This is a genomic window from Leucobacter chromiiresistens (genome assembly GCF_001477055.1).
Taxonomy (GTDB): domain Bacteria; phylum Actinomycetota; class Actinomycetes; order Actinomycetales; family Microbacteriaceae; genus Leucobacter; species Leucobacter chromiiresistens_A.
The window spans coordinates 1-13,533 of record NZ_LDRK01000112.1 but is presented as its reverse complement, the minus strand read 5'-3'; the positions used below and the strand labels follow the sequence as shown (position 1 = coordinate 13,533).

Annotated in this window: 13 protein-coding genes and 1 pseudogene; 12 read left to right on the top strand and 2 right to left on the bottom strand. The window is 72.0% G+C overall.

Annotated elements, in window-relative coordinates:
* Positions 1 to 193: 193 nt before the first annotated feature.
* The 3 genes from NS354_RS11965 (at position 194) to NS354_RS11955 (ending at position 3,460) form a co-directional block, all read left to right on the top strand.
* Positions 194 to 1,414, top strand: coding sequence for a Gfo/Idh/MocA family protein (locus tag NS354_RS11965; protein WP_058594692.1), 1,221 nt, complete (start codon positions 194 to 196; stop codon positions 1,412 to 1,414).
* A gap of 109 nt (positions 1,415 to 1,523) precedes the next feature.
* A complete protein-coding gene (locus NS354_RS11960; protein WP_058594691.1) occupies positions 1,524 to 2,417 on the top strand; it encodes a sugar phosphate isomerase/epimerase family protein in 894 nt (297 codons plus the stop codon).
* Positions 2,414 to 3,460, top strand: a complete 1,047-nt coding sequence (locus tag NS354_RS11955) for a Gfo/Idh/MocA family protein (protein ID WP_058594690.1) — start codon at positions 2,414 to 2,416, stop codon at positions 3,458 to 3,460. Before NS354_RS11960 ends, NS354_RS11955 begins: the two co-directional genes overlap by 4 nt.
* A gap of 93 nt (positions 3,461 to 3,553) precedes the next feature.
* On the opposite strand, the gene NS354_RS11950 is transcribed toward NS354_RS11955, so the two are convergent.
* Positions 3,554 to 4,036, bottom strand: a complete 483-nt coding sequence (locus tag NS354_RS11950) for an Hsp20/alpha crystallin family protein (RefSeq protein ID WP_058594689.1) — start codon at positions 4,034 to 4,036, stop codon at positions 3,554 to 3,556.
* A gap of 146 nt (positions 4,037 to 4,182) precedes the next feature.
* Complete coding sequence (locus tag NS354_RS11945) at positions 4,183 to 5,622, bottom strand: amidase (RefSeq protein WP_058594688.1); 1,440 nt, start codon at positions 5,620 to 5,622, stop codon at positions 4,183 to 4,185.
* Between the two features lie 67 nt (positions 5,623 to 5,689).
* Between NS354_RS11945 and NS354_RS11940 the strand changes: the two genes are divergently transcribed.
* From NS354_RS11940 to NS354_RS11900, 9 genes and pseudogenes are all read left to right on the top strand, one after another.
* Complete coding sequence (locus NS354_RS11940; protein ID WP_058594687.1) at positions 5,690 to 6,868, top strand: metal ABC transporter substrate-binding protein; 1,179 nt, start codon at positions 5,690 to 5,692, stop codon at positions 6,866 to 6,868.
* Positions 6,865 to 7,767, top strand: coding sequence for a metal ABC transporter ATP-binding protein (locus tag NS354_RS11935; RefSeq protein WP_058594686.1), 903 nt, complete (start codon positions 6,865 to 6,867; stop codon positions 7,765 to 7,767). Before NS354_RS11940 ends, NS354_RS11935 begins: the two co-directional genes overlap by 4 nt.
* 32 nt (positions 7,768 to 7,799) lie before the next feature.
* Positions 7,800 to 8,744: a metal ABC transporter permease gene (locus NS354_RS11930; protein ID WP_082678071.1), complete on the top strand. Its 945-nt coding sequence runs from the start codon at positions 7,800 to 7,802 to the stop codon at positions 8,742 to 8,744.
* Positions 8,741 to 9,535, top strand: coding sequence for a metal ABC transporter permease (locus tag NS354_RS11925; RefSeq protein ID WP_058594685.1), 795 nt, complete (start codon positions 8,741 to 8,743; stop codon positions 9,533 to 9,535). Before NS354_RS11930 ends, NS354_RS11925 begins: the two co-directional genes overlap by 4 nt.
* Positions 9,536 to 9,699: 164 nt before the next feature.
* Positions 9,700 to 10,476, top strand: coding sequence for an amino acid ABC transporter ATP-binding protein (locus NS354_RS11920; RefSeq protein ID WP_058594684.1), 777 nt, complete (start codon positions 9,700 to 9,702; stop codon positions 10,474 to 10,476).
* 85 nt (positions 10,477 to 10,561) lie between these two features.
* Positions 10,562 to 11,443, top strand: a complete 882-nt coding sequence (locus tag NS354_RS11915; RefSeq protein WP_058594683.1) for a glutamate ABC transporter substrate-binding protein — start codon at positions 10,562 to 10,564, stop codon at positions 11,441 to 11,443.
* A gap of 102 nt (positions 11,444 to 11,545) precedes the next feature.
* The gene (locus NS354_RS11910) at positions 11,546 to 12,196 is read left to right on the top strand and encodes an amino acid ABC transporter permease (RefSeq protein ID WP_058594682.1); all 651 of its coding nucleotides are present in this window, start codon (positions 11,546 to 11,548) and stop codon (positions 12,194 to 12,196) included.
* Positions 12,193 to 13,158: an amino acid ABC transporter permease gene (locus NS354_RS11905; RefSeq protein WP_082678070.1), complete on the top strand. Its 966-nt coding sequence runs from the start codon at positions 12,193 to 12,195 to the stop codon at positions 13,156 to 13,158. Before NS354_RS11910 ends, NS354_RS11905 begins: the two co-directional genes overlap by 4 nt.
* Positions 13,159 to 13,271: 113 nt before the next feature.
* A pseudogene (locus NS354_RS11900) lies at positions 13,272 to 13,533 on the top strand (pyridoxal-phosphate dependent enzyme); the annotation flags it as partial.

The window sequence follows — 13,533 nt, the reverse complement described above, 5'->3', positions numbered from 1 at the left end:
GTGGACCGGTCCAAATTGTATGGACAAAGTCGGTGCGGTGTCAACGGGCGCACCGCGCGCCCGTTGACACCGCACCGACTTTGTCCATACAATTTGGACCGGTCCACTCGGCGGCGAACCCTCGCGTACAACCGCCCCCGGGCCTCCACGACGACGATCGGTGCGCAGCACCACGAACACGAAGGCGGGGCTCATGCGGACACGGGAAGACGGCACCGTCGAGATCGGGGTGGGGCTCATCAGCGTCGGCTGGATGGGGCGACTGCACAGCCGCGCCTACGCGAACCTGCGCTACGCGTACCCCGACCTCGGCCTGCGCCTGCGCCTCGTGCACGCGGCGGATCCGGCGCCGGCGCGCGCCGACGAGGCCGTCGAGGTGCTCGGGTACGAGCGGGCTTCGGCAGACTACCGCGACGTGCTGCGCGATCCCGAGGTCGACGTCGTCTCGATCTGCGCCCCGAACTTCCTCCACGCCGAGATCGGCATCGCCGCCGCGCGCGCCGGGAAGCACTTCTGGATCGAGAAGCCCGTCGGCCGGGGCGAGCACGAGACCCGGGCGGTCGCCGAAGCTGCGGCGGAGGCCGGGGTGGTGAGCTCGATCGGGTTCAACTACCGCCACGCGCCGGCGATCGAGTACCTGCGCGAGCTCGTACTCGAGGGCCGGCTCGGCCGCATCACGAACGTGCGCGGCCAGATGTTCGCCGACTACTCGGCGGACCCCCGCGGCGCGCTCTCGTGGCGCTTCGTGCGGGAGCACGCGGGCACGGGCGTGCTCGGCGATCTCATGGGGCACCTGGTCGACCTGGTGCAGTACGCGATCGGGCCGATCGCGGAGGTCAGCGCGGTCACGTCGACGGTGTACACCGAGCGCCCCGAGCTGCCGATGGGCACGGGCACGCACTTCGCCGTGATCGAGAACGGCGACATGAAGGCGGTCGAGAACGAGGACTACGCGGGCATGCTGGTGCGCATCGCCGCGGGCGCTCCGGGCGCCCACGCGGTCGGCGCGCTCGAGGCCTCGCGCGTCTCGGTGGGGCCGCGCGCGAGTTACGGCATCGAGGTGTACGGCACGCACGGGTCGGCGCACTGGGATTTCGAGCGGATGAACGAGCTGCACCTCTCGGGCGGTCTCGGCGCCGAGAACCAGGGGTACACGCGAGTCATGGCGCGGCCGGGCATGGGCGACTTCGCCCGGTTCCAGCCCGGCGCCGGCACGTCGATGGGCTACGACGACCTCAAGGTCATCGAGGCCAAGAAGTTCGTGCAGGCGGTGCTCGGCCGCGAGGCGCTCAACGCGAACATCCAGGACGCGCTCTCCGCGGCGCAGGTGGTGGGCGCCGCCGAGCGCTCGGCCGAGACGCGCACCTGGCAGCCGAGCGCCCCGGTCGACGGGACGACGGCGGCCGGCGCCTGACCTCCGATCCTCCGCGCAGCACTCGCCCACCGCACGCCCCGCCCGCCGAACCACCGCATCCCCCGCGAGCACCGCTGCTCGCCCCGCACGACCGACGAAGGAGTCGCACATGGCACGCAGCGCGCGCATCGCAGCAGCCCCCATCAGCTGGGGCGTCATCGAGGTTCCCGACTGGGGGGTGCAGCTCGATCGCGAGCGCGTGCTCGCCGAGATGGCGTCGCTCGGGATCGCGGCGACGGAGTTCGGGCCCGAGGGGTTTCTGCCCGATGCACCCGCCGAGCGCGCATCGGCGCTCGCGGCGTTCGGGCTCAGCGCGGTCGGCGGGTTCTTCCCGGTCGTGCTGCACCGCGACGGGCAGGATCCGCTGCCCGCGGTCGAGCGCGAGCTCGAGGCGTACGCGGCCGCGGGCGCGTCGACGCTGGTGCTCTCCGCGGTCACCGGGGACGCGGGCTACGACGGGGAGGTCGAGCTGAGCGATGCGGAGTGGGCGACGCTGCTCGCGAATCTCGATCGTGCGCTCGTCGCGGCGGAGGCGGCGGGGGTCGTGGCGACGCTGCACCCGCATCTCGGCACCGTGGTGGAGACGCCGGAGGCCGTGGAGCGGGTGCTCGCGGGATCGCGCATCGGGCTCTGCCTCGACACGGGGCACTACACGCTCGGCGGCGGCGATCCGGTCGCGTTCGTGCGGCGGCACGCGCGCCGCATCGTGCACGCCCACATGAAGGATGTGAGCCTCGCGGTGGCCGCTCGGGTGCGCGCGGGCGAGATCGACTACCGCGAGGGGGTGCGGCAGGGCATGTACCGGCCGCTCGGCTCGGGCGACGCCCGCATCGGCGAGATCGTCGCCGCGCTGCAGGACGCGGGGTACGGGGGCTGGTACGTGCTCGAGCAGGACACGGTGATCGAGGGCGAGGCCGATGCCGCCGCTGCGCTCGAGCACGCGCGGCGCAGTGCCGCGCACCTGCGCGAGGCGCTCGGGGAGCGCGGGGGCGCTCCGGCATGAGCGCTCCGCTGCGCATCGGCGTGCTGGGCGCGTCGCGCATCGCCGATGCGGCGATCGTGGCGGCGTCGCGCGAGACGGGCGATGTGCGCGTCTCGGTGGCGGCGCGGGATCCCCATCGGGCGCGGCGCTACGCCGCCGACCGGGGGTTCGCGTCTGCGGCGGAGAGTTACGCGGCGCTCGTCGCCGACGACTCGCTCGATCTCGTCTACATCGGGCTGCCGAACGCCCTGCACGCGGAGTGGGCCGTGCGCGCGCTCGCAGCCGGACGCAACGTGCTCGTCGAGAAGCCCTTCGCGGCGAATCTCGCGGAGTTCGACGGCGTCGCGGCCGCGCTGGACCGCGCGCCGGGGTGGGCGTGGGAGGCGTTCCACTACGCCGACCATCCCGCGCTGCATCGGCTCGTCGACGTGGTGCGCGCGGGCGGGATCGGGGAGGTGCGGAGCATCGACGTGCACATGGACATGCCCGCGCCCCGCGCGGACGATCCGCGGTGGAGCTTCGAGCTGGCGGGCGGTGCGCTCATGGATCTCGGCTGCAATGCGCTGCACGCCCTGCTGCTGCTCGGCGATGAGCTCGCGGGGTCGGCGCTGCCCGACGTGGCGACCCCCGAGTTGGTGTCGGCGCTGGCGCAGCCGTGGGTGCACGACGAACGCGTCGACGCCCGGGTCGTCGCGGAACTCGTTCTGGGCGGGGTGCCGGCGCGGGTGCACACGAGCATGGTGAGCCCGGAGTGGAACTTCGGGTTGCGCGTGACGGGCACGCTGGGGGAGGCGGTGCTGCCGAACTTCGTGAAGCCCCAGGAGGACGGCCGTCTGATCGTACGGACGACGACCGGGGCGGGTGCGGAGGAGCGCGTCGAGGATGTCGGATCCGCTGCGTCGTACACGTACCAGCTGCGTCGCGTGCGGGATGCGGTGCGATCGGGGGAGCGCGCGACGGCGGGGCTCGAGCGGTCGCGGCGCACGATGGCGCTCATCGACGCGGTCTACGCGCGGGCGGGCCTCCCGCTGCGACCGGGCCGGCTCGCGACACCGCGCGCGTAGCGCGGGCGGGGGTGCTCGCGTCCCCCGCCCGCGCAGTGCGGATCGTTCGTGCGGCCGCCGACTCGTGCACGTGCGGGCGGCCGCGGCGGTCGGCTAGTGCGTGAGGGACTTCTGGGCGTCGCGGCGCTCGGAGCCCGCATCGGCGGAGTCGAGATCGGCGGAGTCGAGGTGCGCGGCCTGGCCCTCGACTGCGATCTTGCGCGGCTTCGCCTGCTCGCTGACCGGGATCACCACGCTGAGCACGCCGTTGTCGTAAGACGCCGAGATGCCCGCGATGTCGACGCCCTGGCCCACGCTGAACTGACGCAGGTAGGTGCCGGAGGGGCGCTCGCGCGTCAGCCACTTGGAGCCCTCGGCCACGTCGGCCGTGCGCTGCGCCCGGATGGTGAGGAGCTGGCCGTCGACATCGATATCGATCGAGCCGGGATCGACGCCCGGCAGGTCGGCGTTCAGCACGTACCGCTCGTGATCGCGCTGGAGGTCGACGGGCATCTGCCGGGGGCCGGAGCGGGCCTGCTGCAGCGCGGTGGCCGCCCATCGATCCATCTCGCTGAAGGGATCGAACGTCATTGCCATGATGGTTATCTCCTTCCAGTGAAACTTGAGTGGAGGTCACTCAATGTGCTGGTAGATTAGCACTCGGCACCTGAGAGTGCTAATAGAACGAGCTGCGAGAACTCTGGGATCCGCGCGACCTGCGCCGCGCGGGCCCGGGCCTGCGCTCACTCCGCTTCGAGCTCCGCGTCGAGCTCCGCGTCGAGCTCCGCTGCGAGCTGCGCGGCGAGCTGCAGCAGGCGGTGCTCTCCGCCCACGCGCCCGATGATCTGCACCCCCATGGCGTGCCCGGTCGGCAGCCGCAGCACCGGCACCGCGATCGCCGGCAGCCCCGAGACGTTCACCATCGAGGTGAACGGGGCCCACTCGCACTGCAGGCGGTAGTCGTCATCGGCGTCGAGCGACGTGAAGGCGCCGATGCGGGGCGGCAGCATCGTGAGCCCCGGCGTGAGCACGGCGTCGTAGGCGCCCCACTGCGCGCGCACGTCGGCGGCGAATGCGCGGAGGCGAGCGCCCGCGCGGGCGTGGGCGGCATCGCTCCGCGCGATGGCGCGAGTGCGGAAGGCGCGTGTGAGCGGCATGAGCCGCTCCTCGGCGCCCGAGGGAAGGGGGAGGCGGGACAGCCCGGCCGTCCACGAGGTGGTGAAGGCGTCGGGGTAGCCGGGGTCGTAGACGAAGTCGGCCGCTTCGAGGCGGTGGCCGCGTCGGGCGAGGCGGTCGCGCGCCGTCTCCGCAGCGCGGCGCGCCTCGACGCCGATCGCGATCGGGTATGCGGAGGCGAACGGCGACGCCTCGGTGCAGGCGATGCGCAGCCCGGTCAGGGAGTCGGCCGCGCGCACCGCAGCGAGCGCGGGCTCGGCGGCGGCCCCGCGCTGCGCGTCGTAGAGCATCGCGGCATCGGCGGCGCTCCGCGCGAGGGGGCCGCTCACGGTGAGGCGCGGTGCGCCGAACTCGTCGTGCACGGAGGGCGTCGCCGCGCTTCCGAAGTCGCCGGGAACGGCTCCGAGGCCCGGTTTCAGGCCGACCAGGCCGCACGCGAGGGCGGGGATGCGGATCGATCCGCCGCCGTCCGTGCCCGGCCCCACGGGAATCAGGTCGGCGGCGATCGCGGCCGCACTGCCGCCGGAGGAGCCGCCCGGGGTGCGGGTCGGGTCGAGCGGGTTGCGGGCGGGCGGAGCGATCGCGTTCTCCGAGTACCCCGTGAGACCCAGTTCGGGCACCTGGGTCTTGCCGAGGGGGATCGCACCCGCGGCTCGGAGCACGGCGACGCCGGGCGCGTCGTTCGCGGCGACGGGGTGGCGCAGCGCCGCGCTGCCACGGGTCGTCGCAGCCCCGGCCACCTCCACGAGATCCTTGACGGCGGTCGGGAGGCCGTGGAGCCGGGGCAGGCTCCCGCGCTCGGAGCGGGGCGTTGCTGCGAATCGTGCGTCGGCGGCCGCGGCGGCGGCGCGCGCGTGCTCGGCCGTGACGGTGAGGAACGCACCGAGCTCGGCGCGATCCTCGATGCGGGCGAGGAAGTGCTCGACGGCCTCGCGGGCCGAGATCTCCCCGCCTCGCAGCGCGTCGCGCCACGCGATCGCGGTCTCGGGCGCGCCCGCTGCTGTCATCGCTCCAGCTTACGAGCGCTCCGCGCGCAGGTGTATAGTGATACTCGTTCTCATTAGAAAGTGTGCCATGACTCCTCACCCCCGCGCCCCGAAAACCGCCGCCCTCGCCGGCGCCGCCCTCGCGTCACTGCTCGCGCTCACCGCGTGCAGCGGCGGCGCATCCGCCGACCCGGGCGGGGGCGCCGGCGCACTCAAGGTCGTGGCGACCACCACGCAGCTCACCGACTTCGCGAGCGAGGTCGGCGGCGACGACATCGAGCTCACCGGCCTCCTGTCGCCGAACGCCTCGGCGCACCACTTCGACCCGAGCCCCGCCGACCTGCTGGCGCTCGGCGAGGCCGACGTGCTGATCGTCAACGGCGCCGACCTGGAGACCTTCGTCGACGACGCCGTCGACGCCTCGGGCTTCGCCGGCACCATCATCACGGCGGCCGACGGCATCGACCTCGACGAGGCGAAGCACATCACCGCCGAGGGCGGCGAGGCCGGGAGCCACGACCATGAGCACGCCGACGAGGCAGACCACGATCACGATCACGCGGACGAGGCCGAGCACGCCGACGAGACCCACGCGGAGGACGCGCACGCGGACGAGGCCGAGCACGCCGACGAGGCCCACACGGAGGACGCGCACGCCGAGGAGGAGCACGCCGAGCACGATCATGATCACGGCGACCTGAACCCCCACATCTGGACCTCGCCGAAGAACGCCATCGGCATGGTCGCGGAGATCGCCGACGGCCTCGCGACCGCGGACGCCGAGCACGCGGACGGCTACGAGCAGCGCGCCGACGACTACACCGAGCGCCTGCAGCAGCTCGACACCTGGGTCGCGGCCCAGTTCGAGCGCGTGCCGGCCGAGGAGCGGGTGCTCGTGAGCGGCCACGACTCGCTGCGGTACTACCTGCACGACTACGGCATCGAGTTCGTCGGGTCGATCCTGCCCAGCTTCGAGGACAACGCGGAGCCGAGCGCCGCCGACATCGATGCGCTCGTCGCGGCGATCCAGGAGCGCGGCGTGAAGGCCGTGTTCGTCGAGTCGTCGATGAGCCCGAAGCTCGCGCAGACCATCGCCGACGAGGCGGGCGTCGAGGTCGTCGACTCCGAGAATCTGTACGCCGATTCGCTCGGCGCCCCCGACAGCGACGGCGCCACCTACATCGGCGCGACGGTGCACAACACCGCGCTCATTCTCGACGCCTGGGGCGCGCAGGTCGACGCGGTGCCCGATAGTCTGCAGGGATGACCGCCGCACGCGACGCAGCAGCACCCGACGCCCGCGATGCGCAGCAGTGCGCGGCCCCGAGCGCGATCGAGGCCCGGGGCACCGCTCCCGGCGGCTCCGCGCACGGCCCCGGCTCGGATGACGCAGCGCTCGTGCTCGACGACGCGGCCTTCGGATACGACGGCACCGCCCGCGTCGAGCACCTGTCGCTGACCGTGCCGGCGGGCGCGGCCGTCGCGCTGATCGGACCGAACGGGTCGGGCAAGTCGACGCTCCTGCGCGGCATCCTCGGTCTCGCCGAGCTCACGGCCGGCTCGATACGGGTGCTCGGGGAGGCGCCGGATCGCGCCCGCCGACGCATCGGCTCCCTCCCGCAGGCCGACACCCGCGATGCCGAGCTGCCCATCACCCTCCGCCAGGTCGTGACCATGGGTCTGTACCGCTCGCGCGGCGCGCTCCGCCCCATCGGACGGCTCGGCCGGGAGGCCGTGGCGCAGGCGCTCGAGCGGGTCGGCCTCTCGGGGTGGGCCTCCCGCCGCTTCGGCGAGCTCTCGGGCGGTCAGCAGCAGCGCGGCATCCTCGCGCGGGCGCTCGTCTCCGATCCGCAGCTGCTGCTCCTCGACGAGCCGTTCAACGGGCTCGACCGCGAGAATCGCGACGTGCTGCTGCGCCTCGTGCGCGAGCTGCGCGCCGAGGGCCGCACCATCATCGTCTCGACCCACGACCTCGAGATCGCGCAGGAGGCGTGCTCGCACGCCCTGCTGCTCGCGAGCGGCCACCACCCCCAGCAGCCGGGGCACCCCGCCGCGTTCGGGTCCGTCGACGCCGCGCTCACGCTGGACGCCGTGCAGCACGCCTTCCAGGACACGACCGTCGAGCTCGACCACCACACGGTGACCACGACGCGGGAGACGGAGTGACGCCGGCGGCGCTCACACCCGCGCTCCACCTGATGCAGGCGGGACCGCTCGAGATCTTCGCGCTGCCGTTCATGTGGCGCGCGCTGCTCACCGTCGCGATCCTCGCCGTCGCGGCCGGCGTGGTCGGCCTGTTCATCAGCTTCCGCGAGCTCGAGTTCGTGAGCGACGGGCTCGTGCACTCCGTGTTCCCCGGCCTCGTCGCCGGCTCTCTGATCGGCGGATCCGCGGGCCTGCTGCCGGGGGCGCTCGTCGCGGCGGTCCTCGCCGCCGTGCTCTTCACCGTCATCGAGCACCGCGGCGGCGTCGGAGCGGACGCCGCCATCGCGGTCGTGCTCACCGGGCTCTTCAGCCTGGGAGTGGTGCTCGTGTCGCGGCAGGAGGGCTACGTATCCGAGCTCACCGAGCTGCTCTTCGGACGCCTGCTGACGGTGACCGAGGCGCAGCTCTGGCAGATCCTGCTCGTCGCCGTCGTCGCGATCGCGATCGTGGCCTGCACCTGGCGGGCGCAGATCTTCCGCTCCTTCGACGCCGCAGGCGCGGAGGCCGCCGGCTTCCGGGTGCTGCGCGCCGACCTCGCCCTCGCGGTCGCGGTCGCCCTGCTCGTCGTGGCGGGCGTGCAGGCGCTCGGCGTGCTCATGGTGATCGCACTGCTCACCGTGCCGATGGCCGCGTCCCGGCTGCTCACCCGAGGCTTCGCTCTGCTCATCCCCGTCGCCGTGCTGCTGCCGCTCGCCGCGGGCATCGCCGGGCTGTGGATCTCGTTCGCCTGGTCGACGTCGCTCGGCGCGACCGTGTCGCCCGGTGCGGTCGTCGTCCTGCTGCTCGTCGGCGGATACGTGATCGCCGCGCTCCTGCGCGTAGCCGCGACGGCGGTGCGGCGGCAGCGGGGGCGCGCGCCGCGTCGCGATCGCGAGGCGCGGAGCGAGCGCTCGGCGCGGAGCGGCCGCTCCGACGCGCTCGAGCAGGGCGTCGCATGAGCTACTTCGCCCTCGCCGCCCTCGAGCTCGCGCTGCTCGGCGCGCTCTCGGGTGTCGCCGGCACCCTCATCGTGCTGCGGCGGCGCTCGTTCTTCGCCGTGGCCCTCAGTCACGCCACGTTCCCCGGCGGCGTCGTGTTCGCCCTGCTCGGCTGGAACCTGCTCATCGGGCAGGCGCTCTTCGCCGTGGTGCTCGTGCTCGCGATGACGCTGCTCGCGCGCATCCCCGGGCAGGGGCGGCAGGTGACGAGCGGCGTCGTGCTCTCGTTCGGGTTCGCCCTCGGCACCCTGCTCGCCGCCCTGAACCCCGGTCTCGGTGTTCCCGTGGAGGCGCTGCTCGTCGGATCCCCGCTCGGGGTGAGCGCAGCCGACGTGGCCGCCACCGCGGCGGTGCTCGTCGGGGCGCTCCTGCTCGCCGCCGTGTTCGGCCGGCGCATCCTCTTCCACACCTTCGACCCGGTCGGCTTCGCGGCCGCCGGGTTCCGCACCTGGCCGATCGAGCTCGTGGTGACCGGGATCATCGCCGCCTCGGTGGTGGTCGCGATGCCCGCCGTGGGCGCGATCCTCGGCGTCGCCGTGCTCATCGCGCCGGCCGCGGCCGCCCGGGTGCTCACGCGGCGTCTCGAGTGGATTCCGGTGATCTCCGCCGCGATCGGCATCGCCGGGGGCCTCATCGGGCTGTGGGCGTCGCGCGAGTTCTCGTTCGCGGCCGGCGGCGCCGTGGGGCTCGTGCTCACCGCGATCTTCCTCGTCTCCGCCCTCTTCCGGCCGCGCAAGGTGTCAGCTCGGTAACGATTCCGATCCGCGCCCGGGCGTGCGGATGCGACGCTCGGCGCTTCCGTGCGCTGCTCGAGACGTTCTCGCGGGGGATCAGGAGTTTTGAGACACCCTAGCCAGCTTTGTGGAAGCTGCACAAGTCCTCGCACGCGGCGCCCCGGTGTTTGTACGATCGCAGCATGGGAGACACGACAGCGGTCAGAGTGGTCCGCGACGATCGAGAGCCACTCGTCATCATCGATGCGGTGAACAAGCACTACGGCGACCTGCACGTGCTGAACGACATCAACACGCAGGTGGGGCGCGGCGAAGTCGTCGTGGTGCTGGGGCCGTCGGGATCGGGCAAGTCGACGCTCTGCCGGGCGATCAACCGCCTGGAGACCATCGACTCGGGCACGATCTCGATCGACGGGCAGCCGCTTCCCGAGGAGGGGAAGGGCCTCGCGACGCTCAGAGCCGACGTCGGGATGGTCTTCCAGCAGTTCAACCTGTTCGCCCACAAGACGATCCTGCAGAACGTCACGCTCGGGCCGATGAAGGTGCGCGGGCTCTCGCGGAAGGAGGCGGAGAAGAAGGCGATGGCGCTGCTCGACCGCGTCGGCATCGCGAACCAGGCGCACAAGCTGCCCTCGCAGCTCTCGGGCGGGCAGCAGCAGCGCGTCGCCATCGCGCGCTCGCTCGCGATGGACCCGAAGCTGATCCTGCTCGACGAACCCACCTCGGCGCTCGATCCCGAGATGATCAACGAGGTGCTCGACGTCATGATCGGGCTCGCGAACGACGGCATGACGATGGTCGTGGTGACCCACGAGATGGGGTTCGCACGGCGCGCCGCGGATCGCATCATCTTCATGGCCGACGGCCAGATCGTCGAAGAGGCGACCCCCGAGCAGTTCTTCACCGACCCGCAGACCTCCCGCTCCCAGGACTTCCTGTCGAAGATCCTGGGCCACTGACCCCGACCACCACTCCGGTCGACCGGGCCTCGGCGCAACCATCCGCCACGGGCTCACCCCACTCACCGAAGAGAAAGCAGACACCATGCGAATCGCACAGTACGCAGCCGTGCTCGCCGCAACCGGACTCCTCGCCCTGACCGCATGCGCGTCGGGCTCGCCCAACGACGCCGGCGAGGAGTCGTCGGCCCCCGCGCCCGCCGAGGATGTGACGTTCGACGAGGGCACGACGATGGCGAAGCTCAACGAAGCCGGCAAGATCACCATCGGCACGAAGTACGATCAGCCGCTCTTCGGCCTGATGAACCCGACCACGAACTCGCCCGAGGGCTTCGACGTCGAGATCGGCAAGATCATCGCCGCGAAGCTCGGCCTCTCCGAGGATCAGATCGAGTGGAAGGAAGCGGTCTCGGCGAACCGCGAGCCCTTCATCGAGAACAACGAGGTCGACCTCGTGATCGCCACCTACACCATCAACGATGACCGCAAGCAGGTCATCGACTTCGGCGGCCCCTACTACATCGCCGGTCAGGATCTCCTCGTGCTGTCGGGCAACCCCGACGGCATCACGGGCATCGACGACGTCAAGGGTCAGAAGGTCTGCTCGGTCACCGGCTCGACGTCCGAGGAGAACCTCAAGGAGGCCGGCGTCGACGTGCTCGCCACCGACACCTACTCGAACTGCCTCGAGCCGCTCCGCTCGGGCGAGGTGGTGGCCGTCTCGACCGACAACGTGATCCTCGCAGGCCTCGCCGACCAGAACGAGGGGGAGTTCGAGGTCGTCGAGAACCCGTTCACCGAGGAGCCCTACGGCATCGGCCTCATGAAGGGCGACGACGAGTTCCGCTCCTTCGTCAACGACACGCTCGAGGAGTCCTTCGACAACGGCGACTGGGCGGCCGCCTGGGAGAAGACCGCCGGCAAGGTGCTGGAGACTCCGGAGCCCCCGACCGTCGATCGCTACTGATCGGCCGCGGTTCCCACCGCTCCACCCGCACGTTGCCATTGAGCTGACCCTGAGGCGGCGCACGCCGCCTCAGGGATCCGCCCCGAAGAAGGGATCCCGTTCGTGGATGTCCTACTCGCGAACGCCGACGACATTCTCGCCGGCTTCCTGACGACGCTGCAGCTGCTGCTGTTCGGCGGACTCGGCGCGCTCCTGATCGGCCTCCTGGTGGCCGTGATGCGCATCTGCCCCGTCGCCTCGCTGCGCGGATTCGCGACGGCGTACACCGAGCTGATCCGCAACATCCCGCTCACGCTGCTGCTGCTGTTCATGGTGTTCGTGCTGCCGCTGATCGTGCCCGACAAGCCGCCCTACGTGGTGCTCGCCTCCGTCGGCCTCGCCGTCTACACGTCGCCGTTCGTCGCCGAGGCGCTGCGCAGCGGCATCAACGGCGTGCCCGTCGGGCAGGCGGAGGCGGCGCGCTCCATCGGCCTCGGCTTCGGCCAGACGCTGTCGCTGATCGTGCTGCCGCAGGCGATGCGCATGGTCGTGCCGCCGCTCATCAACGTCTTCATCGCGCTGACGAAGAACACCTCCGTCGCGGGCGGCTTCTTCGTGGTGGAGCTCTTCGCCACGGCGCGGCAGCTCACGAACAACAACGGGCAGGCGGTGATCCCGATCCTCGTCGGGGTGGCCTGCTTCTACCTCTTGATAACCATTCCGCTCGGCCTCATCGCCGGGCAGATCGAGAAGAAGGTGCGGGTGCTGCGATGAGTACGGCGACGGTTCTCTACGACGCCCCGGGCCCACGGGCGCGGCGGCGATCGCGCATCATCTCGGTCGTCGGCGTGATCGCGCTCGCCGCACTGCTCGGCTGGGTCGTGTGGCGCCTGGCGCAGCCGCAGATCTCCGTCAACGGCAACGAGAACCCCGGCATGTTCGACCCGTCGCGCTGGGACGTGCTGGCGTACGGGGAGGTCTGGCAGTTCATCGGGCGGGGCGTGCTGAACACGCTGCGCGCCGCGGCGGTCGCGATGGTCGGCGCCGTGCTGCTCGGCATGGTCTTCGCGTTCGGCCGACTCGCGACGAATCCCTTCATCCGCATCCCGACGACCGTGCTGCTCGAGTTCTTCCGCGGCATGCCCGTGCTGCTCATGATGCTCTTCATCCTGCTCGTCGCATCGACCGGCGCATTCGGCGCGGTCGTCATCGCGCTCATCGTCTACAACGGCGCCATCATCGGCGAGGCGCTGCGAGCGGGCATCGTCGCCCTGAACAAGGGGCAGCGCGAAGCCGGTCTCTCGATCGGGCTCACCCCGGTGCGCACGCGACTGCTCATCGAGTTCCCGCAGGCGTTCACGCAGATGCTCCCCATCATCATCGCCCAGCTCGTCGTGCTGCTGAAGGACACGTCGCTCGGCTACATCGTCGCGTACTCCGAGCTCGCGTCGACCGTGAAGCAGGCCTCGACGTTCTACGGCAACCGCTACCTCTTCACCTTCTGGGTCGTCGCCGTCGTCATCTACCTCGCCATCAACCTGTCGGTCTCGTGGCTCGGACGCCGGGCCGGCCGCCTGGCGGCGATGCGCAGCGGCAAGCCCCTCTCGGCGGCGAAGGCGCCCGCGGTGGCGGCCGCGATCGGCGGAGAGGTGGGCACCGGGCTCGCCGCCGGGGAAGGCGATCCCGGCTCCGGCGGCGGAGCGCGCGGCCCCGGTTCGGGCGGGCGGTCGCGCTGACGGCCCGGAGGCCGGTCGCTCCGCGCGGGCCCGAGCGGCAGTACGTCGACCCCGCCTCGGGGGAGCGGATCCCGCTCGAACCGGGGCGCTGGCGCTCGGGCACGGGCGGCCCGATGCTCCTGGAGCCGGGGCGCGGGATCACCCGAGCCGACCTCGAGCCCGGCGCTCCCGGTCTGTGGCGCTACCGCGCAGCATTCGCCGGCGAGATCGCCGCGCCGGTGGTGCTCGGCGAGGGGCGCACGCCGCTCGTGGCGGGGGAGTGGGGCGGTGCGCGGCCGCTCTGGAAGCTCGAGTGGTGCTCGCCGACCGGCAGTTTCAAGGATCGCGGCGCGAGCGTGATGCTCTCCCTGCTGCGGCAGCAGGGCGCCCGGGCGG

Excerpts from the sequence above, each read along its gene's own strand:
- NS354_RS11965 (WP_058594692.1), top strand. The coding sequence starts at position 194 with ATGCGGACACGGGAAGACGGCACCGTCGAGATCGGGGTGGGGCTCATC.
- NS354_RS11960 (WP_058594691.1), top strand. The coding sequence starts at position 1,524 with ATGGCACGCAGCGCGCGCATCGCAGCAGCCCCCATCAGCTGGGGCGTC.
- NS354_RS11955 (WP_058594690.1), top strand. The coding sequence starts at position 2,414 with ATGAGCGCTCCGCTGCGCATCGGCGTGCTGGGCGCGTCGCGCATCGCC.
- NS354_RS11950 (WP_058594689.1), bottom strand. The coding sequence starts at position 4,036 with ATGGCAATGACGTTCGATCCCTTCAGCGAGATGGATCGATGGGCGGCC.
- NS354_RS11945 (WP_058594688.1), bottom strand. The coding sequence starts at position 5,622 with ATGACAGCAGCGGGCGCGCCCGAGACCGCGATCGCGTGGCGCGACGCG.
- NS354_RS11940 (WP_058594687.1), top strand. The coding sequence starts at position 5,690 with ATGACTCCTCACCCCCGCGCCCCGAAAACCGCCGCCCTCGCCGGCGCC.
- NS354_RS11935 (WP_058594686.1), top strand. The coding sequence starts at position 6,865 with ATGACCGCCGCACGCGACGCAGCAGCACCCGACGCCCGCGATGCGCAG.
- NS354_RS11930 (WP_082678071.1), top strand. The coding sequence starts at position 7,800 with ATGCAGGCGGGACCGCTCGAGATCTTCGCGCTGCCGTTCATGTGGCGC.
- NS354_RS11925 (WP_058594685.1), top strand. The coding sequence starts at position 8,741 with ATGAGCTACTTCGCCCTCGCCGCCCTCGAGCTCGCGCTGCTCGGCGCG.
- NS354_RS11920 (WP_058594684.1), top strand. The coding sequence starts at position 9,700 with ATGGGAGACACGACAGCGGTCAGAGTGGTCCGCGACGATCGAGAGCCA.
- NS354_RS11915 (WP_058594683.1), top strand. The coding sequence starts at position 10,562 with ATGCGAATCGCACAGTACGCAGCCGTGCTCGCCGCAACCGGACTCCTC.
- NS354_RS11905 (WP_082678070.1), top strand. The coding sequence starts at position 12,193 with ATGAGTACGGCGACGGTTCTCTACGACGCCCCGGGCCCACGGGCGCGG.